Origin of the sequence: Enterobacter cloacae complex sp. GYL001, from assembly GCF_049237125.1 — a bacterium.
Classification (GTDB): domain Bacteria; phylum Pseudomonadota; class Gammaproteobacteria; order Enterobacterales; family Enterobacteriaceae; genus Enterobacter; species Enterobacter hormaechei_C.
Window position 1 is genome coordinate 194589 of the sequence record NZ_JBMKGW010000007.1, and the last position, 25240, is coordinate 219828.

General features: G+C 58.7%; 12 protein-coding genes. 6 read left to right on the forward strand and 6 right to left on the reverse strand.

Annotated elements, in window-relative coordinates; all coding sequences use genetic code 11:
• Positions 1 to 172: 172 nt before the first annotated feature.
• Positions 173 to 4075, forward strand: a complete 3903-nt coding sequence (gene hrpA / locus ACOTWU_RS14815) for an ATP-dependent RNA helicase HrpA (RefSeq protein ID WP_252049292.1) — start codon at positions 173 to 175, stop codon at positions 4073 to 4075.
• Between the two features lie 85 nt (positions 4076 to 4160).
• On the opposite strand, the gene ACOTWU_RS14820 is transcribed toward hrpA, so the two are convergent.
• From ACOTWU_RS14820 to ACOTWU_RS14835, 4 genes are all read right to left on the reverse strand, one after another.
• Positions 4161 to 4820, reverse strand: coding sequence for an O-methyltransferase (locus ACOTWU_RS14820; RefSeq protein WP_045345243.1), 660 nt, complete (start codon positions 4818 to 4820; stop codon positions 4161 to 4163).
• 73 nt (positions 4821 to 4893) lie between these two features.
• Positions 4894 to 6273, reverse strand: a complete 1380-nt coding sequence (locus tag ACOTWU_RS14825; RefSeq protein WP_017693459.1) for an efflux transporter outer membrane subunit — start codon at positions 6271 to 6273, stop codon at positions 4894 to 4896.
• Positions 6270 to 7352: an HlyD family secretion protein gene (locus ACOTWU_RS14830; RefSeq protein ID WP_017693458.1), complete on the reverse strand. Its 1083-nt coding sequence runs from the start codon at positions 7350 to 7352 to the stop codon at positions 6270 to 6272. Before ACOTWU_RS14830 ends, ACOTWU_RS14825 begins: the two co-directional genes overlap by 4 nt.
• A gap of 22 nt (positions 7353 to 7374) precedes the next feature.
• A complete protein-coding gene (locus ACOTWU_RS14835) occupies positions 7375 to 9027 on the reverse strand; it encodes an MFS transporter (RefSeq protein WP_017384496.1) in 1653 nt (550 codons plus the stop codon).
• A gap of 214 nt (positions 9028 to 9241) precedes the next feature.
• Here ACOTWU_RS14835 and ACOTWU_RS14840 point away from each other — a divergent pair, with 214 nt between their 5' ends.
• The 3 genes from ACOTWU_RS14840 to cybB all read left to right on the forward strand — a co-directional run bounded on the left by ACOTWU_RS14840 (position 9242) and on the right by cybB (position 12292).
• A complete protein-coding gene (locus ACOTWU_RS14840; protein WP_017384495.1) occupies positions 9242 to 10036 on the forward strand; it encodes a YdcF family protein in 795 nt (264 codons plus the stop codon).
• A gap of 198 nt (positions 10037 to 10234) precedes the next feature.
• Positions 10235 to 11674, forward strand: a complete 1440-nt coding sequence (gene aldA, locus ACOTWU_RS14845) for an aldehyde dehydrogenase (RefSeq protein WP_045327920.1) — start codon at positions 10235 to 10237, stop codon at positions 11672 to 11674.
• Positions 11675 to 11761: 87 nt separating this feature from the next.
• Positions 11762 to 12292: a cytochrome b561 gene (gene cybB / locus ACOTWU_RS14850; protein ID WP_015570570.1), complete on the forward strand. Its 531-nt coding sequence runs from the start codon at positions 11762 to 11764 to the stop codon at positions 12290 to 12292.
• A gap of 41 nt (positions 12293 to 12333) precedes the next feature.
• Here cybB and ACOTWU_RS14855 read toward each other — a convergent pair whose 3' ends face one another.
• Positions 12334 to 13401 (reverse strand): oxidoreductase, encoded by a 1068-nt coding sequence (locus ACOTWU_RS14855; RefSeq protein WP_220719565.1) that lies wholly within the window; start codon positions 13399 to 13401, stop codon positions 12334 to 12336.
• A gap of 13 nt (positions 13402 to 13414) precedes the next feature.
• Entirely contained in the window at positions 13415 to 14158 is a 744-nt protein-coding gene (locus ACOTWU_RS14860; protein WP_015570569.1) for a DeoR/GlpR family DNA-binding transcription regulator, read from the reverse strand.
• Positions 14159 to 14890: 732 nt separating this feature from the next.
• On the opposite strand from ACOTWU_RS14860, the gene ACOTWU_RS14865 reads away from it, so the two are divergent.
• Positions 14891 to 16228 carry a TolC family outer membrane protein gene (locus tag ACOTWU_RS14865; RefSeq protein WP_045911718.1) on the forward strand — a complete coding sequence of 446 codons (1338 nt, stop codon included), beginning with the start codon at positions 14891 to 14893 and terminating at the stop codon, positions 16226 to 16228.
• 121 nt (positions 16229 to 16349) lie between these two features.
• Positions 16350 to 25240 (forward strand): Ig-like domain-containing protein (locus tag ACOTWU_RS14870; protein WP_421625782.1); only part of this gene is annotated, 8891 nt, incomplete at its 3' end.

The window sequence follows — 25240 nt, forward strand, 5'->3', positions numbered from 1 at the left end:
GGTTGCCCCGTTGCTTGTTGACACTTTATTCACAATCCTGCCACAGGGATAGCGCAATATATCGAAGCCTATGTTCGAATTTTTTGAATAAGGCGCGAAAAGCGCTGATGTGGTACTCTATACCAATCATTAAAAAGAGATTTTATCCGGCAGTGCACTGCCCGTTAACGCTATGACAGAACACCAAAAATTGACCTTCCCGATGCTGATGCAAAAGCTTGATTCGCTGATGCTGCGCGATAAACAGCGGTTTGCGCGCCGTCTGCACGGCGTTAAGAAGGTTAAAAATCCTGATGCACAACAGGCCATTTACCAGGAGATGGCCAACGAGATTGAACAGGCGGCAGGGAAAGTTGTGCTGCGTGAAGCCGCACGTCCGGAGATTACCTATCCGGAAAATCTGCCCGTCAGCCAGAAGAAACAGGACATTCTTGAGGCCGTACGCGACCACCAGGTGGTGATCGTCGCGGGGGAAACCGGTTCAGGTAAAACCACTCAGCTGCCGAAAATCTGCATGGAGCTGGGCCGCGGGGTGAAAGGGCTGATCGGTCACACCCAGCCGCGTCGTCTGGCGGCGCGCACCGTGGCGAACCGTATTGCGGAAGAGCTGCAAACGGAGCCGGGCGGCTGCATCGGCTACAAGGTGCGATTCAGCGACCACGTCAGCGATAACACCATGGTTAAGCTGATGACCGACGGTATCCTGCTGGCGGAAATCCAGCAGGATCGTCTGCTGATGCAGTACGACACCATCATCATCGATGAAGCGCACGAGCGCAGCCTGAACATCGACTTCCTGCTCGGCTACCTGAAAGAGCTGCTGCCCCGGCGTCCGGATCTGAAAATCATCATCACCTCCGCGACCATCGACCCGGAGCGCTTCTCAAAACATTTCAACAATGCGCCGATTATCGAGGTGTCAGGACGCACGTATCCGGTGGAAGTGCGCTATCGCCCGATTGTGGAAGAGGCGGACGATACCGAGCGCGACCAGCTTCAGGCCATCTTTGATGCCGTCGACGAGCTGGGCAACGAGAGTTCTGGCGACATTCTGATCTTCATGAGCGGCGAGCGCGAGATCCGCGATACCGCCGATGCGCTCAGCAAGCGCGATCTGCGCCATACTGAGATCCTGCCGCTGTACGCGCGCCTGTCGAACAGCGAGCAGAACCGCGTGTTCCAGCCGCACAGCGGGCGCCGCATCGTGCTGGCGACCAACGTGGCCGAAACTTCGCTGACCGTACCGGGCATTAAATACGTGATCGACCCGGGTACGGCGCGCATCAGCCGCTACAGCTACCGCACCAAAGTTCAGCGCCTGCCGATTGAGCCGGTTTCGCAGGCGTCGGCTAATCAGCGTAAGGGCCGCTGCGGCCGCGTGTCGGAAGGGATCTGTATTCGTCTCTATTCGGAAGACGATTTCCTGTCGTGCCCTGAGTTTACCGATCCGGAGATCCTGCGGACCAACCTGGCATCCGTTATTCTGCAAATGACCGCGCTGGGGCTGGGCGATATCGCCGCCTTCCCGTTTGTGGAAGCGCCGGATAAGCGCAATATTCAGGACGGGGTGCGGCTGCTGGAAGAGCTGGGGGCCATCACCACCGACGAACAGGCGACGGCCTACAAGCTAACGCCATTGGGCCGCCAGCTTAGCCAGTTGCCGGTCGACCCGCGTCTGGCGCGCATGGTGCTGGAGGCGCAAAAACACGGCTGCGTGCGCGAGGCGATGATCATCACCTCGGCGCTCTCCATTCAGGATCCGCGCGAGCGTCCGATGGATAAGCAGCAGGCGTCGGATGAAAAACACCGTCGCTTCCACGATAAAGAGTCCGATTTCCTCGGCTTTGTGAACCTGTGGAACTACCTTGGCGAGCAGCAAAAAGCGCTCTCCTCGAACCAGTTCCGCCGTCAGTGCCGGGTGGATTTCCTCAATTATCTGCGCGTACGCGAGTGGCAGGATATCTACACCCAGCTGCGCCAGGTGGTGAAAGAGCTGGGTATCCCGGTGAACAGTGAACCGGCGGAGTACCGCGAAATTCATATCGCCCTGTTGACTGGCCTGCTGTCTCATATCGGGATGAAGGATGCGGATAAGCAGGAATATACCGGCGCACGCAACGCGCGTTTCTCCATCTTCCCGGGCTCCGGTTTGTTTAAGAAGCCGCCGAAGTGGACCATGGTCGCCGAGCTGGTGGAAACCAGCCGTCTGTGGGGGCGTATCGCCGCGCGTATCGATCCGGAGTGGGTTGAACCAGTGGCGCAGCACCTGCTGAAACGCTCATACAGCGAGCCGCACTGGGAGCGCGGGCAGGGCGCGGTGATGGCGACGGAAAAAGTCACCGTCTACGGCCTGCCGGTGGTGGCCGCGCGTAAGGTTAACTACAGCCAGATCGATCCGGCGTTGAGTCGCGAGCTGTTTATCCGCCACGCGCTGGTGGAAGGCGACTGGCAGACGCGTCATGCCTTCTTCCGCGAAAACCTGAAGCTGCGCGCCGAGGTGGAAGAGCTTGAGCACAAGTCCCGCCGTCGCGACATTCTGGTGGACGACGAGACGCTGTTTGAGTTTTACGATCAGCGCATCAGTCACGATGTGATCTCGGCGCGCCATTTCGACAGCTGGTGGAAGAAAGCCAGCAAAGAGGCCCCGGACCTGCTCAACTTCGAAAAGAGCATGCTGATCAAAGAGGGCGCGGAGTCGGTCAGCAAGCTCGATTACCCGAACTTCTGGCATCAGGGCAACCTCAAGCTGCGTCTGACCTATCAGTTTGAGCCGGGCGCGGATGCCGATGGTGTGACGGTGCACATTCCGCTGCCGCTGTTAAACCAGGTGGAAGAGAGCGGGTTTGAGTGGCAGATCCCCGGTCTGCGCCGCGAGCTGGTCATTGCGTTAATCAAATCCCTGCCTAAACCGGTGCGGCGTAACTTTGTGCCGGCGCCGAACTACGCCGAAGCGTTTTTAGGCCGCGTCACGCCGCTGGAGCTGCCGCTGCTGGACGCCCTGGAGCGTGAGTTCCGCCGCATGACCGGGACCACCATCGACCGCGACGACTGGAACTGGGATCAGGTGCCCGATCACCTGAAAATCACATTCCGCGTGGTGGACGATAAAAACAAAAAGCTGCTCGAAGGCCGTTCTCTGACGGAGCTGAAAGAGGCGCTGAAAGGTAAAGTCCAGGAGACGCTCTCTGCGGTGGCCGATGACGGCATTGAGCAGAGCGGGCTGCACATCTGGAGCTTTGGTCAGCTTCCGGAAAGCTACGAGCAGAAGCGCGGGAACTATAAGGTCAAAGCCTGGCCCGCGCTGGTGGATGAGCGCGACAGCGTGGCGATTAAGCTCTTTGACAATCCGCAGGAGCAACAGCAGATGATGTGGCGCGGGCTGCGTCGACTGCTTCTGCTCAATATCCCGTCGCCGATTAAGTATCTGCACGAGAAGCTGCCGAACAAAGCCAAGCTGGGGCTCTACTTTAACCCGTACGGTAAGGTGCTGGACCTGATCGACGACTGCATCTCCTGCGGTGTGGATAAGCTGATCCACGAGGCCGGCGGTCCGGTCTGGACGGAAGAGGGCTTTGCTCAGCTTCATGAAAAGGTGCGCGCGGAGCTGAACGACACCGTGGTGGAGATTGCCAGACAGGTCGAGCAGATCCTCACCGCCGTGTTCAATATCAACAAGCGCCTGAAGGGGCGGGTGGATATGACCATGGCCCTGGGGCTGTCGGACGTCAAGGCGCAGATGGCGGGGCTGGTGTATCGCGGCTTTGTCACCGGCAATGGCTTTAAGCGTCTGGGCGATACGCTGCGTTATTTGCAGGCGATAGAGAAGCGTCTGGAGAAAATGGCGGTCGATCCGCATCGCGATCGTGCGCAGATGCTGAAAGTCGAAAACGTGCAGCAGGCGTGGCAGCAGTGGCTCAACAAACTGCCGCCGGCGCGTCGCGATGACGACGACGTGCGGGAGATCCGCTGGATGATCGAGGAGCTGCGCGTCAGCTTCTTCGCTCAGCAGCTGGGAACGCCGTATCCCATTTCGGATAAGCGTATCTTGCAGGCGATGGAGCAGATTTCCGGCTAAAACCGTTGCCCGGTGGCGCTGCGCTTACCGGGCCTACGGTAAAACATGTAGGCCGGGTAAGGCGTAGCCGCCACCCGGCTTTTGTTCACCCGTTCACCATCGCCAGCGTAAACCCATCCCATCCCTTAATGCCCACCGTTTGCAGCGCAGTGGCGGTTAAGCGCGGGTTATCTCCAGTCATCTCGATAAACTTCCGTACTCCCTGCACGCGTGCATCGTCGCTTTGCCCGTTAATCACCTCGCCGTCACGTACCACGTTGTCGCCGATAATGACCGTGCCGGGGCGGGAGTAGTGCAGCGACCACTCCAGGTAACCGGGATTGTTAGGCTTATCGGCATCAATAAAGATCAGGTCGAAGGGAGGGACGTCACCGAAATTCTCGAGCGACTTTAGCGCCGGGCCTTCAATCAATTCGATACGATCGCTGAGTCCCGCGAGGTGAATGTTCTGGCGTGCAACAGCGCCATGTTTCGGGTCCGCTTCAAGCGTAATCAGCTTTCCATCCGGCGGCAGGGCGCGCGCCATCCAGATTGAGCTATACGCACCCAGCGTACCGATTTCCAGTATTCGACGCGCCTGTGTCATGCGGACAAACAGCGCCAGCAGTTGCCCCTGATTAGCGGCAACATCGTGCTCGGGCAAACCGGCGCGTTTGTTGTTTTCAAGCACGCTCTGGAGAACCTCATCCTCAGGAATAAGCGAAGAAATCATGTAAGTATCTACTGAACACCACTGTTGTTGCATAGATTGACTCCCTGGAGGGTATCGTCGGGTGCGAAATGTAGGCCCGGTAAGCGCAGCGCCACCGGGCATGTCTTCAGGCACTGCTCCAGCCGCCGCCCAGCGCTTTATACAAATCAATTTGCGCCAGCAGCAGGTTGTTTTTCACCTGTACCACGCTGGTCTGCACCGAGAACAGCGTGCGCTGCGCATCGAGCTCATCCAGATAAGAAGAGTATCCGTTGCGGTAGCGGTTTTGCGCAATCCGCAGCGTCTCCTGCGCGACCGTCTGCTGTGCCAGCAGCTCGGTAAGCTGTTCCTGATAGCGGGTGATGGCATCAAGGCTGTCATTCACCTCAGCAAACGCGTTACGCACGGTTTTTTCGTAGCTATACAGCGCCTGATTCCGCTGGGACTGAGAGATATCTACCTGCGCATTCAGCGCCTGACGGTTCAGCAGCGGCGCAAGAATACTGCCGCCCACGCTCCAGAGCTGTAGCGGGTTATCCAGCAATCCCGACAGCGTGCGATCCTGCACCGATCCCGTGGCCGTGAGGTTGATCGACGGCAGCAGGCTGGCGCGCGATGCCGCCAGCGTCGCGTCCGCCGCAATCAGCTGACGTTCAGCCTGGACGATATCCGGGCGCCGGTTCAGTAGCGTCGACGGCAGCTGGGAGGGCAGTTTCAGCGGCGTCAGGGCATCAAAGCTTTCACCGCGCGCAACGTCACCCGGGTTGCTGCCCAGCAGCAGGCTAAGCGCATTTTCCTGCTGCGCAATCTGGTGCTGAAGCAGTGGAACCTGGGCGCGGGTGGCGCGCAGCTCAGAATCCGATTGCATCAGCTCAAGGCGAGAGCTGTATCCCGTCTCAAACTGTCGTTTGGCGAGGTTGAACGCCTCTTCACGCGACTTCAGCGTGGACCGGGTAACGCGCAGCTGTTCGTCCAGCGACAGCAGGGTGACGTACCCGGAGGCCACCGAGGATGCGACGGTCAGATCAGCCGCCGCAGCCGCCGCCTTTTGTGCCTCCAGCGACGCTTCAGCGGCACGGGAGGTGCTGCGGTTTACGCCCCAGATATCCACGTCGTAGCTGGCGGTCAGGCTGCCTTTGTACAACGTACCGTATACCGGAAGCCCCGTGGCGGCGGACTGCGAGCGCGCGCGCGTCCCGGTCACGCCCGCGTCAAGCGACGGGAACAGGCTGCCGTCAGCGGCGTACACCCGGGCCTGGTACTCGTTAATCCGCTCGCGGGCAATCAGCACGTCGCTGTTATTCTTCAGCGCCTGATCCACATAGCGATTCAGATTGCTGTCGTGAAAATTTCGCCACCAGAGCTGCTCTGTCGGGCTGGCTGGCCCCGACGTCGCGCGCCACTGGGCCGGTATGTGCAGGGACGATTTGGCGGGCTCAACGTCTACCGACTGGCATCCCGCCAGGATAGTCATTATCAGCAGGCCGGCTATCGGGCGAAGCGTCATTGTTTCGCCTCCCGCGTGTCGATGGTCACCTGCACCGACATGCCAGGACGCAGCAGCCGGTACGCCTCCGGCTCACCGAGTACCTCAATGCGTACCGGGATGCGCTGGGCGATTTTAACAAAGTTGCCCGTGGCGTTGTCCGGGGTGATAGCGCTGAACTCGACCCCTGTGGCCGGGGATATGCTCTCCACGCGGCCCTGATAGGCTTTATCGTTTAAGGCATCGACGGTAAATTTCACCGGCTGTCCGACGCGTAAATTCGCCAGCTGCGTCTCTTTGATATTGGCGATCACCCAGTGCTGCGGCGGGACCAGCGTGGTAAGGTGCGTCCCGGCGGTGACGTACGCCCCCAGACGCACTGCAATCTGCCCGAGCTGACCGTCACGCGGCGCGACAATGCGGGTGTTTTGCAGATCGATCTGCGCCAGCTCCAGCGCGGCTTTCGCGTTCTCAACGTCCGCTTCCAGCGAACCGCGATTGACGATGACCGTTTGTAAATCCTGACGCGACATCTCAAGCGTTGCTTTCGCCTGGTCGATATCGGCGCTCCCCTGGGCGGCACTGGCCAGCGCCGAATCGCGCTCGCGAATGGAGAGGGAGCCGTCCGCGGTCAGCTCTTTCACGCGTTTCAAATCCGCCTGGGTTTTCAGACTTTGGGCACGGGCGTTTTTCAGCGCCGCCTCGTTTTTGGCAATCACCGCTTCCGCGCTTTTGCGCTGTTGCAGGTTGTTATTCAGGGCTGCAATTTTCATTGCCAGCTGCGCCTCGGCCTGATGGACGCGCTGGCGATAGATGCGGTCATCTATCTGCAACAGCAGCTCGCCTTTTTTAACCTGCGCGAAATCCTGAACATGGACCTCGGTAATGTAGCCGTTTACCTGGGGACTGATGAACGTTGTCTGGCCGCGCACGTAGGCGTTATCGGTAAACTGGGCATGACGCGTGAACGGGGGCAGCTGCCAGGCATAAAGGATCACCAGTACCCCGACAATGCCGATAGCCGCGGCGGTGAAAATGGAAACGACGCGCACATTTTTGCGGGTGTTGGCCTGCTCTTTGGCGGCATCCTGCTGACTCATAACTTCTCCTGAAAAATAGTCATTACTTGTTGCCAGTGGCGTTCTTAAGGGCCATACGGGCGGTGATGCGCAGACGCAGCAAGCGCCATAAAATCCAGACCAGCGTGGCAGTGGCAATGCTCGCCGTCAGGAGATAAGTATCGTTGTAAGCCAGAATGTTTGCCTCAAGCGTCGTCACCGACTGAAGCTGAGTTATGGCCTGGGTTCCCAGCAGGGAACTGTCGCCTACCAGGCTTTTGTACATCTGGGTGTAAAGCTGTATGCGTTCGTTCACCAGCGGGTTAAGGGTGGTGAGCTGGTCAGCCAGCAGGCTGGAATGGTACTTCTCGCGCCAGGTCTGGAAGGTGCCGAGGATCGCGGAACCCAGCAGGCCCCCAAGGTTCTGACTCATGCCAAACATCACGGAAAAGCTGACCAGATTGCGCGGATCGGCGATCACCCCGCCAATGGCGGCCAGCATCGCAGGCGCAAGGAAGAACGCGCTGCCGAAGCCCAGCAGGAACTGGCTGAATATAAGCTGATCCGGCCGGGTCAGGTTGTTGGACTGGCTGTCCAGCAGCGAGGCAACGATCATCAGCGCCAGCGAGGTGATAATCGGCCAGGCCAGTTTAGTGGGCTTAATCGTCAGACAGCTGGTGACGATACCGCAGACGATCCCGGCGAAAATAGCCCACGCCAGATGGGTCATCTGTTCATTCTGTAAGCCTACATATTGCAGCCAGCCGATGACGCCCGTGTTCTGCTCCGCCAGTACGATGCGGATCAGCAGCATGATCAGCCCCAGGCGTACGATGCTGCCGCTGGAGAGCCAACGGGTATTAAGCAGCGGGTTGTTGCGGTTATGTTCAAACACGATCGCGGAGACAATCAGCACCAGCGAGAGAGCCAGCGCCCAGCCGATCCACGGCGCTTCAAACCACCAGTCCAGACGCCCTAACGACAGAACCGCGCACAGCAGCGCCATGCCGGGCGCAAGCAAAAAGAAGGTGATGAAATCTTTCTTCTCGAAGACCTTGCGTCGATCGCCCGGCGGCAGCTTGAGCGCCATCACGCAGGCCAGCGAGATCAGGGCCAGACCCAGCTCGAAGAAGTACAGCCCGCGCCACTCATCAAGCTGTAACAGCTCGGTGGAGAACAGCCGCGCCAGCGGGATCGCCAGCGACGACCCGGTTATGCCGATGGTCAGCGCCTTCAGTCGGTGCTTCGCGGGCCAGGCCTGGATCTGGTAATAAATGCCGAGCGAGCTGAGCGCGGCGGCGACCATCCCGTGTGCCGCACGTACCATCAGCGCCGAGCTGAGATCGTTCACAAACAGGTGGAAAAAGGTGACCAGCACATACAACACCAGGAAGCCTTCCGTAAAGGCGCGCAAACCGTACTGCTGGCGAAACTTTACCAGCAGCAGGTTGATGGAGACGTTGGTCATGACATAGACGGCAGGCAACCAGGCGATTTCAGTCGACCAGGCGCCAAAGGTGCCTTGCAGGTTTTGCAGATTGGCGGTGACGACCGCGTTACCCAGCGCCCCGGTCAGACACACCAGCAGGCCGACCACGCCATAGGCGATTCGTTTCGACGTCGGATGCTCCGGGGTGGAAGGGGAACCCAGCAGGGCGGGTTTCTCGTGTGGCTGCCACTCGCGAGGAGCATAAGGGTCGCGTTGGGGCAGGCGCATAACGGGGTTTACCTTTCAAAAAGTTGAATTGTGAGCGGGCTAATGATTCTAAGGCTGACGCAAATCATAATTCAAGTGAATACGATTTTCTCATGTTAATCAAATGTGAGTGCTTTTTGAGCACATCCCGGCCCGTTTTTTCAGCATTCATGCCATAGCATGACGCGAAGAAAGGGGGATAATCGAAGGCTCTGTATGCTGTAAGGAGGTAACGATGACAATGGCACTTTTCCCCTGTCTGCCTGGCACAACCCTCGACGCCGTGAATACCGTTGGGGCGTGGCTTGCTCAGGACGACTATCAGGACAACCAGCCCGTTGATCTGGTGATTCTGGCGGGTAATGCGGTGATCCCCGCGATTGATGCTGCCTGTAAAATCGCGGCTGAACAGGGTGTTCCTCTGATCATCAGCGGCGGGATCGGTCACTCGACGACCTTCCTCTACGCCGCGATTGCGAAACACCCCCGCTATAACAGGATACCCACCACCGGGCGTGCTGAGGCGGCTATTCTGGCCGACATCGCCCGTGAATTCTGGAACATTCCGGCCGAGCATCTTCACGTTGAGGATCAGTCGACCAACTGTGGCGAAAACGCCCGCTTCAGCCGGGCGTTGATGAAACAATCCGGACTGAACGCCGCCCGGGTGCTGGTGGTGCAGGACCCGACAATGCAGCGTCGCACAATGGCTACGTTTGCCCGCGTTTGCCGCGACGAGGCCGCATCGCCCGCATGGGTGAGTCATCCCGGCCTGACGCCCGTGCTGCAAAACAGCGACGACGGTCTGGTGTTTAGCGGCCCGGTCGAGGGGTTATGGCCGGTAGAGCGCTACTTGTCGCTGGTGCTGGGTGAATTTCCGCGACTCAGGGACGACATCAACGGCTATGGTCCGGCGGGACGTGATTTCATTGCCCATGTCGATATCCCTGCCGATGTGGACGCCGCGTGGCAGATCTTGCGAAACGACGTCATTCTCACCGACGCGCTGGTGAGCCGTTCCCTGCTGTGATGCTCTGCCCGTTTGCGCCATCTTTTACGCAAACGGGCATCCTGTGTTGCCGATTTGTGATTTTGGAAACGGGCTGACCCGTTTCTTTTATGAGATATCTCACAAAAACAGACTCATAGAGTAGGCAATTGCCCCGGTAATTATAGTTTTTAACATTAAGTTTACTTGTTAAAAACAGTGTGATTACAGGAGCAGGTTATGACAGTACCCGTACAACATCCTATGTATATTGATGGACAGTTTGTTGCCTGGCAGGGTGATGCATGGATTGACGTGATCAATCCGGCCACGGAAGAGGTCATTTCCCGTATTCCCGACGGCAGCGCCGAGGACGCCCGCAAGGCCATTGACGCGGCAGATCGCGCGCAGGCTGGCTGGGAGGCGCTGCCTGCCATTGAACGCGCCAGCTGGCTACGCAAAATTTCCGCCGGGATCCGCGAGCGCGTCAGTGAAATCAGCGCGCTGATTGTGGCCGAAGGCGGCAAGATCCAGCAGCTGGCGGAAGTGGAAGTGAACTTTACCGCTGACTATATCGACTATATGGCCGAGTGGGCGCGCCGCTATGAAGGGGAAATCATTCAGAGTGACCGTCCGGGCGAGAATATTCTGGTGTTTAAGCGTGCCCTGGGCGTCACCACCGGCATTCTGCCGTGGAACTTTCCCTTCTTCCTGATTGCCCGTAAGCTCGCTCCCGCGCTGATCACCGGTAACACCATCGTTATCAAACCGAGCGAATTTACCCCAAACAACGCCATTGCGTTTGCCAAAATCGTCGATGAGATTGGCCTGCCGAAAGGCGTCTTTAACCTGGTGCTGGGCCGGGGTGAAACCGTCGGACAGGAGCTGGCCGGGAACCCGAAAGTGGCGATGGTCAGCATGACCGGCAGCGTCGGGGCAGGTGAAAAGATCATGGCTGCGGCGGCGAAAAACATCACCAAAGTGGGGCTAGAGCTGGGCGGTAAAGCCCCGGCCATCGTGATGGACGATGCCGACCTCGAGCTGGCCGTGAAGGCCATTGTGGATTCACGCGTCATCAATACCGGACAGGTGTGTAACTGTGCGGAACGTGTCTATGTCCAGAAGGGGATCTACGACCGCTTTGTGAATCGTCTGGGCGAGGCAATGAAAGCCGTCCAGTTTGGCAATCCGGCTGAGCGAACGGATATTGCCATGGGGCCGCTGATCAACGCCGCCGCGCTGGAGCGCGTGGAGCAGAAGGTGGCGCGCGCGGTGCAGGAGGGGGCTAAAGTGGTCCTTGGCGGTAAAGCGGCAGAAGGCAAAGGGTATTTTTATCCCCCAACGCTGCTGCTGGACGTACGTCAGGATATGGCCATCATGCACGAAGAGACCTTTGGCCCGGTGCTGCCGGTGGTGGCTTTCGACACCCTGGAAGAGGCGCTGAAAATGGCCAACGACAGCGACTACGGTTTAACCTCGTCTGTTTATACGCAGGACCTGAACGTCGCCATGAAAGCCATTAAGGGGCTTAAGTTCGGCGAGACCTACATTAACCGTGAAAACTTTGAAGCGATGCAGGGCTTCCATGCAGGCTGGCGTAAATCCGGTATCGGCGGGGCGGATGGCAAACACGGTCTGAATGAGTATTTGCAGACGCAGGTGGTCTATTTGCAGTCGTAATCAGGAGCCCCCTCCATGCGAGGGGGTTCACATTTTCAGGAAAGGTGGTTATGTTGGCGCGATAATGATTCTTTATCGGGAAACAACATGCGCACAAAATATACGGGTCTGCAAATCAGCATTCACTGGCTGGTTTTTCTGTTAGTCATTATGGCCTATTGCGCCATGGAGTTCAGAGGGTGGTTCCCAAGAACCGATCGTCCGCTTATTAATATGATCCACGTTTCCTGCGGGATCAGCATCCTGGTGCTGATGGTGGCGCGCCTGCTTATCCGCCTCAAATTCCCGGCTCCGCCTATTCAACCGAAACCAAAAGCGATGATCACCGGGCTGTCCCATCTCGGGCATCTGGTAATCTACCTGCTGTTCATTGCGCTGCCGCTGATCGGTATGGTGATGATGTATAACCGGGGAAATGACTGGTTTGCGTTTGGCCTGACGATGCCGCATGCGGCGGAGGGGAATTTTGACCTGGTGGATACCCTAAAGGAGTGGCACGTAACGCTGGCGAATCTGGGGTATTTCGTGATTGGTTTGCACGCCTTTGCCGCGCTGATGCATCACTACTTCTGGAAGGACAACACGCTGCTGCGCATGATGCCGAAAAAGCGTCAGTAACCGATAATGCCCTGCTAACCCGCAGGGCATTTTTTTGCGGCTTATTGCAGTTGCGCGCGCTCCTGCGCCGTTAAGTCAAGTTCCAGAGTTGAACCCGTTTCCGAAGATTTTACCGCCGCTTCCAGCACCGCCATCACCGCCAGGGCTTCCACCGGATGGACCGGGTTGTCAATCTTGCCGTTCAGGGCATCGCGCACGTTTATATAGTACTGCCGCTGGTCGCCTTTTGGCGCAGGGATAGCGCTGGCTTCACCCTGGGCATTAAACAGCACCATAGCGTCGCTGTCTTCACCCCAGCTTTCGCTACCCGGAACGACGCCTGCCAGCAGCTGGGCTTCCTGCTGATCGATGTGCGCTTTCACCACGCTGGCCTTATCGCCGTGGACGGTAAAGCGGGCAACGCCACCCGCCACCAGCATGCTGCAATGGAGGACCACTTTGTGTTCCGGATAATTCAGCACCACGTGCGCCCAGTCGTTAATCTCCGCGCCGTCACGCAGGGTGGCGATGTTGCCCTGTATCGACTGCGGCAGACCAAAAAGCTGTAGCGTCTGGTCAATCATATGCGGGCCTAAGTCGAACCACAGGCCGCTGCCGGGCACGTTTTGCTCTCTCCAGCGCACGCGAACCTCCGGACGGAAACGATCGATATGCGACTCAAAATGTTTCACCTTACCGATACGGCCTTGCTCAATCACCTGCTTAATGCCGAGAAAATCGCTATCCCAGCGGCGGTTATGGAAGACCGAGAGCAGGCGCTGTTTTTCTTGCGCAAGCGCAATCAGATCTCGCGCTTCCTGCATATCCAGCGTAAACGGCTTATCCACTACCACATGCTTGCCGGCATTGAGCGCCAGGGTGGCCAGCGGCGCATGGGTCGCGTTAGGGGAGGCGATAACCACCAGGTCGATATCCGGGTGCTGAATGGCCTCTTCCGGCGTGGCGACAACGAGGACGTCCGGCAGGTCGCGTTTCACTTTCTCTTCATCCCGGGATGAGACCACCGCCAGCTTCAGGCCTTCGACGGACTGGATCAGCGGGGCATGGAACGTCTTACCTACAAAACCATACCCGATCAGCGCAATATTCATTGTCTTCACTTTATTCATGACCTTCTCCACGTTAATGCGCGCCAACGGTAACCTGCAAGGCGCTATGGTCCCCGAGCTCTGCCCAGGGACGATCTAAAAACAGTTGATGAATCTCGGATAACCCTGACACCAGATACGGTTCGCACTGGTTGAGTTTTAAATGGTCGGCGACTACCCAGTGCGCCTGGCTTGCGGCCAGCATGGCACGCTTCACTTCGGCATCCGCCTCCTGACTGGCGCTCAATCCGAGTTCGGCATGGATGGCGCATGCGCCAAGGATGGCAATATCCGCCCGGTAGCGAGAGAGCAGGGAAAGGGTGGCGCTTCCGGCAAACAGGCGTTGTTTCTGATCCCACTTTCCACCGAGCAGGATCAGGTCAATATCTTCCCGATCGCTAACCTGCTGGGCGATATCAAGAGAAGGGGTGATGATGGTCAGCGGCCCCTGAAGGAAAGAGGCAACGGCCAGCAGTGTGCTTCCGGCGTCCAGAAAAAGCGTCGAGCCCGCAGGCACGCATTGCGCAACCTGTTTACCCAGCCGCTGCTTAATTTCAGGGAGCAAGCTATTCCTGCTTACTCGGGTCATCGTCGAGAGATTCAGCGCGATGGCGCCGCCATGGTTTTTTTGTGCCAGTCCCTGTTTTTCCAGGTCGGTCAGATCGCGACGGATGGTGTCCGCCGAAACCTGCAATCGCTCTGCCAGCTCGGTAATGCTGGCCTGGCCTTGCTCAGTAATGATATCAAGCACATATTTCTGTCTGGCGGTTTTATGCATGGGGCAGTATCCTGCAAAATGTCGCAATAAATCGCAGTTTACAGCATTTTGCAGGAAAGGGAATCGCGACAGGTGCGGGATGTTATTCAAAAACAGTTTAATGATGTGATTATTGATATCGCATTAATCAGTCATCAAAAACATGTATGTATCTTTTAGGTATGTTGTTATCGCTATGTTTTACTTGAAAATTTGGCTTAAGCTGCCGGATTATTGGCTCTAACCAGAATGTTTAGCTAATTTGTAATTATAAATTAGTGCATATATCTATTAGTTTCTATTTTTAAAGTAAAATAATTCAATTTTATTCGGTGTATTACTTAAGTTGACATTTCTTTGAAAATCTTTGTGTCTGATTCGGGGTGAAATTAACGCAAAAATGTACACCGGGGCATTTTAGAATTTTCTTTATATTACAGGGGGTTTATTTGTTTCATCTGAAAGGCCTTTTATAACGTTTTGTCCAGAAACCCCATCTTTTTTCTTATTTGTAACACCGCATTAACATTGCGGGTGTGGTTGCTCATATCACATTTTGTTATGCTGCGAATCAATAAATATTTAAGTAAATTCTTAAAAGAAAAAAAGAGATTGAACGGCTCTCATCTCAATTGAAATGGGCTTGGGGAACTATTACCCAAATTAATCGAGAAGAGGTGAGGGATTTCTGAAGGATTATTTGTACCTCTTCCTGGGTATTTATTTGGCTATCACCTGGAGTCGGGGGATATTATGAAGATGAAATGCAATAACAGGTTGCTCAGATTATCTGTCTCCCTGACCTTAATTTCGCTGGTGGTGACTGCGGCTAATGCAAATAACGGCCAGGCGGGGATATCTCCCGTTGCGGCAATGACGATGAAAGAAAGTATTCTTTTCGCTCTCGATCGCGACCCCTCGGTGAGCCAGCAGGCAGCGCAACTGGGGATCGGCCAGGCACAAATAGACGAAGCGCGCAGTGGCTGGATGCCACAAATAGCCCTGAACGGGAGTACGGGTCACAGCCAGACCACCGATTCAAGCGGCTCGTTGCGAAATTCCGCAGCCTGGGGCCTGAGCCTGACGCAGCTGGTGTACGATTTTGGCAAGACCAATAACAGCATCAGCCAGTCTTCAGCTCAGCGTGACAGCTATCGCTACCAGCTGATGAGCACGATGTCTGCCGTCGCGGAAAAAACGGCCCTCAGCTATGTGGAAGTAAAACGCTACAGCGATCTGTTGCAGGCGGCAAAAGAGAACGTGAAGGCGCTTAAAAACGTTGAGCAGCTGGCAAAACTCCGCGCCGATGCTGGCGTAAGCTCCACCTCTGATGAGCTTCAGACCCGCACCCGTATCGCCGGGATGCAGGCGACGGTAGAGCAGTATAATGCGTCTCTGAACAGCGCCCGCGCGCGGCTGGCGGTATTAACTGGCATACAGGCTGAACGCTATTCACCGGTTCCGGGAGGTCTGGCCGTGGAGCCGGATTCTCTCAATCGGATTGATTATTCACTGATCCCAACGGTGATGGCCGCGCAGAACATGGAGCGTTCAGCCCAGTACGGCGTAGAAACCGCCAGGTCTCAGCACTGGCCGACCTTAAGCCTGAAAGGGGGCCGCACCCGCTATGAGTCTGATAATCGCGCGTACTGGGATGATCAGATCCAGCTCAATATTGACGCACCGCTTTATCAGGGCGGCGCGGTCTCGGCGCGCGTCCGTCAGGCCGAGGGCGCAAGGGCAATGGCATCGTCCCAGGTCGATCAGGCCCGTTTTGATGTCCTGCAAAAAGCCTCCGTCGCACAGGCCGACTGGACCGGGGCGCGTGGACGAATGGAAGCCGGGAAGCGTCAGCTGGAAAATGCGTTGCGCGCCCGCGATGTCTACAAAAATGAATATACCCTGAGCAAGCGCAGCATTAACGATCTGCTCAGCGTGGAGCAGGATGTCTGGTCTGCCACCTCAGCGAAAATAATGGCTGAATACGATGGCTGGAGTGCGGCGATTAATTACGCCTCCGCGGTGGATAATCTCATGCCGCTTATCGGAATAGAGAAAAACGCTGCCGCGAAATTACCTGATTTAAGTTAAAAAAAGGCGCGCCTTTCTGCGCGAAATAAGTCAGACAATAATGGGTGATTTTTCCCAAGGATAGCTACATCCCTCTGGTGGACATATCCACAGGAATACGCGCACCTGCAAGGAGAAGAATATGAGTACCGCAAAAATTGTTGATGTCATCATTCGCAAAACGGCAGAGAAGACGAAATTAACCGGTGAAGGGAATCTCTCGGTCTCTATTTCATCGCCGAGCGTGATTGAAATTCAGGGTTCTGCTCAGGACGTGGTGCGTTATGTCCGCCAGGGGAATGACCTCCTCATTTATATGAAAGATGGCAGCGTGATCCGCTGCAATAATTATTTTGTCGAAGACACGGAAACCCATAATCATTCCGAGCTGGTATTTAACGATAACCAGGCGTTGACGCATATTTCATTTGCCGATGCCGGGGAAGCATCAGGCGTTGCCGCCACCGAATTAACCGCCCAGGCTGCACCCATTAGCAGCATTGAACCTTTCCTGGAGCAGGGAAGCGTCTTAAGCGATGCGCCGTGGGGCTGGATTGCCGGTGCGGCGTTAGGGGGCGGTGCGATCGGCGCACTGCTGGCTCACGGCGGCGATGGTGAAACCAAAACCAAAGTTATTGATAATACAAAAGAAGTCGAAAGCGCCACGCCGACATTTTTGCTGACGGACAACGCGGGTGACAAGCAGGGCGTGCTGAGTGCAAAAGAGGTCACGGATGACAACACCCCCACCTTCAGCGGTACCGGGCAGCCGGGCGCGACCATTCAGGTTAAAGACGGCAACGGCAGCACCATCGCCAGCACCATGGTTGCGAAGGACGGCACCTGGACGGTAACACTCCCGACCCAGGCGGACGGGGAACATACCTGGTCCGTCGTACAGATCGACGGCAATAAAACGACCTCTGCGGGCAGTATTACCGTAACCGTTTCTACAGCGGATACCAGCGTGACGCTCGCCACCACGGCGGGCGATAACGTGATCAACGCCAGCGAGCAGTCCGCTGGCTTTACGCTGTCCGGCACCAGCAAAAACCTGGCCCAGGGAACGGCGCTTACCGTCACGCTCAACGGTAAAACCTATACCGCAGAAGTGGGGGCAAACGGCGCATGGAGCGTGAAGGTCCCTGCTGCCGACGCACAGGCGCTGGGCGATGGTACCTGGACGGTCAACGTCAGCGGAAAAGACGCGGCGGGCAACACCGTGTCCGGCAGCCAGACGATTGGCGTGGATACCGCCTCGCCAGTGATCTCTGTCGACACGATCGCCCAGGACAACATCATCAACGCGGCTGAACATAATCAGCCGCTGACGCTGACCGGGAAAACCGATGCGGAAGCGGGCCAGATTGTGACGGTCACGCTAAACGGCAAAAATCACACGGCGACCGTGGGCAGCGACGGCAGCTGGTCCGTTACGCTTCCGGCCAGTGAAGTACAGGCGCTGGCTAACGGCGAGCACACCCTGACGGTAAACGTCAGCGACAAAGCGGGTAACGGGTCATCCACCACCGCCGATATCACGGTCGATACCGCAGCGCCAGTGGTCACTATCAACACCGTCGCGGGCGACGACATTTTGAACACCAGCGAGCAGGGGCAGGCGCAGATTATTTCCGGCCAGGCGAACGGCGCGGCGGAGGGCGACGTTGTCACCGTGACCGTTGGCGGACAGACCTTCACCGGTGTGGTGCTTGCCGACGGCAGCTGGAGCGTCGGCGTGCCTGCCTCCGTCATCGGTGCGCTCGGTGAGGGCAGCCACACGATTTCTGTCTCCGTCACTGATGCCGCGGGCAACACCGGCAGCGCGACGCACGGCGTGACGCTGAGCGGCAACCCGCCGGAATTCACGATTGACGCCATCAGCCAGGATAACGTCCTGAATGCGCAGGAGGCCATGCAGCCCCTGAGCCTGAGCGGGACCAGTAATCTGCCGAACGGCAGCGCTGTCACCGTGACGCTGAACAACGTTAACTATCAGGCCACCGTTGAGAACGGTCGCTGGTCCGTTCAGGTGCCGGTTTCCGACGTGCTGGATCTTGCGAATACCCTTTACACCGTCAGCGTCAGCGGCACCGACAGCGTGGGTAACAGCGGCTCCGCCGAGGCGAATCTGCTGGTAGACACCGTGCTGCCGCAGGTGATCGTCAACACCTTTGCCGGGGATAACCTGGTCAATAACGCCGAAGCGGCGGTTGACCAAACCCTCAGTGGACGCGTCACCGGCGCGGCGGCGGGCGATACCGTCTCTGTCACCGTGGGCGGCAAGAGCTACACCGCAACGGTTGGCAGCGACCTCAAATGGAGCGTGACGATCCCATCGGCCGACCTCCAGGCGTTTGGCGACGGCGATTTAACCTTCAGCGCCTCTGTCACCAATGCGCACGGCAATACCGGCACCGGCGAACGTGATATCAACATCAACGCCGAACTGCCGGGCCTGCGCGTGAACACGATCTCTGGCGATGACGTGATTAACGCCATCGAGCAGCAGCAGGATCTGGCCGTAACCGGCTCCAGCACTCATCTGGCGGAAGGCACACAGATCACCGTTACCATCAATAATGTCGAATACGTCACCACGGTTAACGCAAGCGGCAACTGGCAGATTGGCGTGCCGGCGGCGGATCTTCAGGCATGGACGGCGGGAGGCATGACCGTCAGCGTCAGCGCGGAAGATGCCTGGGGCAACACCGTGGCGGCTGAACACCCGATCGAGCTTGACCTGAATGCGGTGGCCGTCACCATCGATACCGTAACCACTGACGATATGCTCAACGCGGCGGAAAAAGGTGCGGATGTCACGCTTTCTGGTCAGACGCAGGGCGTGGAGGCCGGGCAGACCGTGGTGGTGAAATTCGCGGATCAAACCTTTACTGCACAGGTGCAGCAGGACGGCTCCTGGCACCTGACCGTTCCGGCGAGCGCGATGGAAACGCTGATCGACGGGCGTGCGCAGGTGAGCGTCAGCGTGACTAACGTCAACGGCAACAGCGCGGACGCCTCACGCGTGGTGATCGTCGATACGCAGCCGCCAGCCATTACGCTTGATAACCTGACCGACGACAACATCATTAATGCGGCAGAAGCGCAGCAGGATCTGGTGCTCAGCGGCAGCACAACCGCTGAAGCGGGCCAGACGGTCACCGTGACGCTGAACGGTAAATCTTACCAGACCACGGTACAGGCGGACGGTCGCTGGCAGCTGAACGTGCCTGCCGCCGACGTAGGCGCGCTGACCGATGGCAATGTCACCGTGACGGCCACCGTCAGTGACGTGGCGGGCAACAGCAGCAGCGCGGACCGCGTTGGGCTGGTGGATGCCACCGTGCCGCAGGTGACCATCAACGATTTCGTCACCGACACCAACACCGTTAACCAGCTGGCCCATGCTCAGGCGCAGATCCTGAGCGGCTCCGTCACCGGCGCGGCGGCGGGTGATTTGGTCATCATCACCATCAATAACGTGGACTACACCACCGTGGTGGATGCGGCAGGCAACTGGAGCCTCGGCCTGCCTGCGTCCGTCGTTCAGGGGCTGACGGACGGCACCTGGACCATTAACGTCTCCGTGACCGACCAATCCGGCAACACCGGCAGCAGTTCAGTGGATGTGGTGGTCAATACTGTGACGCCCGTTATCGGTATTAACACGCTGGCCGCGGATGACGTGATCAATGCGGCAGAGAAGGGCGAAGATCTGCTGCTTTCCGGCACCAGCAACCAGCCGGAAGGAACCACCATCACCGTTAATCTGAACGGTATCAACTACACCGCCACCACCGACGCCAGCGGCAACTGGAGCGTTACCGTCCCCGCCTCTGCGGTGAGCGCGCTGGGTGAAGCCAATTACACCGTGACGGCGAGCGTCACCGATAATGTGGGCAACAGCGCCGCTGCCACGCACGATGTACTGGTGGACAGCTCGCTGCCGGTTGTTACCCTCAACAACTTCGCGGGCGACAATATCGTCAACGCGGCGGAAGTGGCCGCAGGGCAAACCCTGACCGGAAAGGTTTCTAACGCGGCATCGGGCGATACCGTCACGATTATCCTCGGCGGGCAGACATACACGGCCACCGTACAGGACGATCTCACCTGGAGCCTGCCGTTAACCCAGAGTCAGTTAACCGCGCTCGGTAACGGCGACCTGACCGTATCGGCCAGCGTGACGAACGCGCACGGCAATACCGGATCGTCTTCCCTGGATGTCACCATTGACGCCCAGCTGCCCGGCCTGCGCATTGATACCGTCGCCGGTGACGACGTCATTAACGTTATTGAACACGCGCAGAACCTGGTTATCGCCGGCACCAGCACCGACCTGGCGGCGGGTAGCACCGTCACCGTGACCATCAACGGCAAGAGTTATTCCGCCTCGGTACTGGCGGATGGCAGCTGGCAGGCTGCGGTTCCGGCCGCCGACGTCTCCCGGTGGGCGGACGGGTCGCTCACCATCAGCGCCAGCGCGCAGGATACCTCCGGCAACCCGGTGAATATCGGTACCGTTGTGGATGTCGATCTCGCCCCGGTGGCGATAAGCATCAACAGCGTGACGGACGACAACGTGCTTAACGCGGCAGAAAAAGGCCAGGATCTGGTGCTGTCCGGCTCCTCCTCGAACGTTGAAGCGGGCCAGACCGTTACCATTATCTTTGCGGGTAAAACCTGGACCACGACGGTCGATGCCAACGGCGACTGGACCTGCACCGTACCGGCTGCCGATCTGAGCGGCCTGAAGGACGGCGACGCCAGCGTACAGGTCAGCGTCACCAACGTGAACGGCAACGCAGCCTCTTCCTCGCAGGCATTCAGCGTCGATACCGCCGCGCCAGCGGTCACCATCAACACCATCAGCGGCGACAATATGCTGAATGCGGCAGAGGCGGCGCAGGATCTGACCCTGAGCGGAACATCTACTGCCGAAGCAGGCCAGACGGTCACCGTGACCTTCAACGGCAATCAGTACACCGCCCAGGTGCAGGCGAACGGCAGCTGGACGCTGGACGTTCCGGCGGCGGATCTGGCGGGGATCGCCGACGGCAGCGCGGCGGTCACGGTGACCGTGTCCGATAAAGCGGGCAACCCGGCCAGCGCGGGGGCGTCCGTGCTGGTCGACACTACCGTGCCGCAGATTACCTTCAACATTGTGGCGGGCGACGACATTGTTAATATTGCCGAGCACGGCCAGGCGCTGATTGTCACCGGCAAGGTGACGGGCGCGCAGGCGGGCGATGTGATTACCCTGACCCTGAACGGCAAAGACTACACCGCGATGCTGGATGCGTCCGGCAACTGGAGCGTGGGCGTTCCGGCGACGGACGTGGGCGCGCTGGCTAACGGCGATCAGACGATCTCCGCGACACTCACCGATAAAGCGGGCAACAGCACCAGCGCGACGCACGCGTTTGACGTCTCCCTGACCGCGCCGGTGATTACCATCAATACCCTGGCGGTTGACGACGTGATCAACGCGACCGAAAAAGGCCAGGACCTGTTGATCTCCGGCACCAGCAACCAGCCGGACGGGACCCGCATCACCGTAACCCTGAACGGTATCAGTTACGCCGCCACCACCGATGCCAGCGGTAACTGGAGCGTCACCCTTCCGGCGGCAAACGTCTCGGTACTGGGCGAAGCGAGCTACAGCGTGACGGTCAGCGTGACCGATACCGCGGGTAATAGCGCGAATACCAGCCATAGCGTGCTGGTCGACAGCGCGCTGCCGCAGGTCACCATTAATGCGGTTGCCACCGACGACGTGATTAACGCGGCGGAAGTGGCTTCCGGACAAACCCTGAGCGGGAAAGTGAGCGGCGCGGCGAGCGGTGACACTGTCACGATCGGTATCGGGGGCAACACCTATACCGCGACGGTTCAGGACGACCTGAGCTGGTCGGTTAACGTGGCGTCTGACGTCTTAACCGCTATCGGTAACGGCGATCTCACCGTAACTGCGAGCGTGACCAATGGCCACGGCAACACCGGCACCGGCGAACGCGACATCACGATTGATGCCAGCCTGCCGGGCCTGCGCGTGGATACCGTAGCAGGCGACGATGTGATCAACAGCATCGAACATGGTCAAAACCTGATTATCACCGGCTCCAGCGACGGGCTGGCGAGCGGATCGGCGCTGACGGTCACCGTCAACGGCAAAATCTACGCGGCAACCGTGCTGGCGGACGGCACCTGGACGGCGGCTATTCCGGCGGCGGACGTCGGCGCGCTGAGCGCAGGCACGATCACCGTGACCGTTGACGGCCAGAGCGCGGCGGGTAACCCGGTTTCCATCAGCCACGACGTGAAAGTGGATCTGGCGGCAGTCGCCATCAGCATTAATCCGATTGCTTCTGACGACGTAATCAACGCGGCTGAGAAAGGCGCGGACCTGGTGCTGTCTGGCTCGACCACCAACGTGGAAGAAAACCAGACCGTTACCATCACCTTCGGCGGCAAGTTGTACACCGCGACGGTGGATGCCAGCGGCAACTGGACGGCGACCGTACCGTCTGCCGATTTGGGCGGACTGAAAGACGGCGACGCCAGCGTGCAGGTAAGCGTCACCAACGTGAACGGCAACAGCGCCTCGGCGGGCCGCGAATACAGCGTGGACGCCACCGCGCCGACGGTGTCCATCGAGATCGTCAGCGACAACAACATCATCAACGCGGCCGAAGCGCAGCAGGATCTGGTCGTTAACGGTGTCTCCAACGCCGAAGCGGGCCAGACCGTGACCGTGACGCTGAACGGCGTGGACTACACCACCACCGTACAGGCGAACGGCAGCTGGAGCGTCACCGTACCCTCTGCGGATATCGGCGCGATTACCGACGGCGATTACACCATCACGGCAGCCGTCGCGGATAAGGCGGGTAACCCGGCCTCGGCGGACCGCGATGTGCTGGTGGATACCACGGTGCCACAGCTGACCATTAACACCGTTTCCGACGACGACGTGATCAACAGCGCCGAGCATGCGCAGGCGCTGATTGTCACCGGTTCCGTGACCGGTGCGGCGGCGGGCGACGTGGTGACCGTCACCATCAATAACAAAGATTACACCGCGACCCTGGACACTTCCGGCAGGTGGAGCGTGGGCGTGCCTGCGGCGGACGTGAGTGCCCTGGCCGCCGGGGATTACACCATCACCGCGGCGCTGACCGATAAAGCCGGAAACAGCAACAGCACAACGCACGAGGTTGAAGTCAACCTCACCGCGCCGGTGCTGACCATTGACACCGTGTCCGGTGACGATGTGATCAACAGCAGCGAGAAAACGCAGGATCTGACCATCACAGGTACGGCTTCCGGGCTGGCAGCGGGCGCGGTGGTCACCGTGATGCTCAACGGCAAAGCGTACAGCGCCACGGTGGACACCAATGGCCAATGGACCACAACCGTTCCGGCGAGCGAGGTGGGGCAACTGGGTGAAGCGCTTTACACCGTGTCGGCCTCCGCGACGGACAGCGTCGGCAACAGCTCCAGCACCTCGCACACCGTGAACGTGGAATCCGTGCTGCCTGGCGTCATCATCAACACCGTGGCGGGCGACGACGTGATCAACGCAGCGGAGCTGGCAACCGGCCAGACCATTAGCGGCACAGTGGTGAATGCCGAAGCGGGCAACACCGTGACTGTGTCTGTTGGCGGCCACAGCTACACCGCAACGGTACAGGACAATCTCACCTGGTCCGTCAGCGTACCGGAATCTGTGCTCACCGCGCTGGGCAATGGCGATCTGACTGTGACCGCCAGCGTCACGAACGGCGTGGGCAACAGCGGCAGCGGCGAGCGCGATATCACTATCGACGCGAATCTGCCGGGCCTGCGCGTGGACACCGTAGCGGGCGATGACGTGATTAACAGCATCGAACACGGGCAGAATCTGATTATCACGGGTTCAAGCGACGGCCTGACGGCGGGTACGGCGCTGACCGTCACCGTAAACGGTAAAACCTATCCGGCCACCGTGCTGGCAGACGGCACCTGGAGCGCGGCGATCCCTTCTGCGGACGTGAGTGCCCTTGCCGCAGGCACGGTCACCGTGAACGTTGAAGGCCAGAGCAGCGCGGGCAATCCGGTGACTATCAACCATGATGTGACGGTGGATCTGGCAAACGTCGCCATCAGCATTGACGCCATCGCTTCCGATGACGTGATCAACGCCGCCGAGAGGGGTGCGGATCTGGTGCTCTCCGGCACCACCTCGAACGTCGAAGAAAACCAGATCGTCACCATCACCTTCGGCGGCAAGAACTACACCGCCACGGTGGACGCTGAGGGTAAATGGACCGCCACGGTGCCGTCTGCGGATCTGACCGGTCTGAAAGACGGCGACGCCAGCGTGCAGGTCAGCGTCACCAACGTGAACGGCAACAGCGCGTCTGCGGGACGCGAGTACAGCGTGGATGCTACCGCGCCGTCCGTGACCATCAACATGATTGCCACCGACGATATCCTGAACGCCTCAGAAGCGCAGTCCGACCTGGCAATCTCTGGCACCAGCACCGCCGAAGCAGGCCAGACGGTGACCGTATCGCTGAACGGCAAAGATTACACCACAACCGTCAGCGCGAACGGCAGCTGGACGCTGAACGTGCCGGCAGCTGACCTTGCAGGATTAACCGACGGCAGCGTCACCGTGACCGCGGCCGTCAGCGACAAGGCGGGTAACCCGGCGTCGGTGGACCACAACCTGACGGTGGACGTCACCGTTCCGGCAGTGACCATCCACACCGTGGCAGGCGACGACGTGATTAACGTGGCTGAACACAATCAGGCGCAGATTATCAGCGGCTCCGCCACCGGCGCGGCGGCGGGCGATAAGGTCACCGTTACCATCGGCGGCCAGTCGTACACCACCGTGCTGGATGCGGCGGGTAACTGGAGCGTGGGCGTTCCGGCCAGCGTCATTTCCGGCCTCAGCGACGGCAGCGTGACCGTCACTGCGTCAGTCACCGACGCGGCGGGCAATACCGGCAGCGGCACGCATAATGTGACCGTCGATACCGG

Coding starts and splice junctions, on each gene's coding strand:
- ACOTWU_RS14820 (WP_045345243.1), bottom strand. CDS start 4,820: ATGCAACAACAGTGGTGTTCAGTAGATACTTACATGATTTCTTCGCTT.
- ACOTWU_RS14855 (WP_220719565.1), bottom strand. CDS start 13,401: ATGAATAAAGTGAAGACAATGAATATTGCGCTGATCGGGTATGGTTTT.
- hrpA (WP_252049292.1), top strand. CDS start 173: ATGACAGAACACCAAAAATTGACCTTCCCGATGCTGATGCAAAAGCTT.
- ACOTWU_RS14825 (WP_017693459.1), bottom strand. CDS start 6,273: ATGACGCTTCGCCCGATAGCCGGCCTGCTGATAATGACTATCCTGGCG.
- ACOTWU_RS14860 (WP_015570569.1), bottom strand. CDS start 14,158: ATGCATAAAACCGCCAGACAGAAATATGTGCTTGATATCATTACTGAG.
- ACOTWU_RS14865 (WP_045911718.1), top strand. CDS start 14,891: ATGAAGATGAAATGCAATAACAGGTTGCTCAGATTATCTGTCTCCCTG.
- ACOTWU_RS14830 (WP_017693458.1), bottom strand. CDS start 7,352: ATGAGTCAGCAGGATGCCGCCAAAGAGCAGGCCAACACCCGCAAAAAT.
- ACOTWU_RS14835 (WP_017384496.1), bottom strand. CDS start 9,027: ATGCGCCTGCCCCAACGCGACCCTTATGCTCCTCGCGAGTGGCAGCCA.
- cybB (WP_015570570.1), top strand. CDS start 11,762: ATGCGCACAAAATATACGGGTCTGCAAATCAGCATTCACTGGCTGGTT.
- ACOTWU_RS14840 (WP_017384495.1), top strand. CDS start 9,242: ATGACAATGGCACTTTTCCCCTGTCTGCCTGGCACAACCCTCGACGCC.
- aldA (WP_045327920.1), top strand. CDS start 10,235: ATGACAGTACCCGTACAACATCCTATGTATATTGATGGACAGTTTGTT.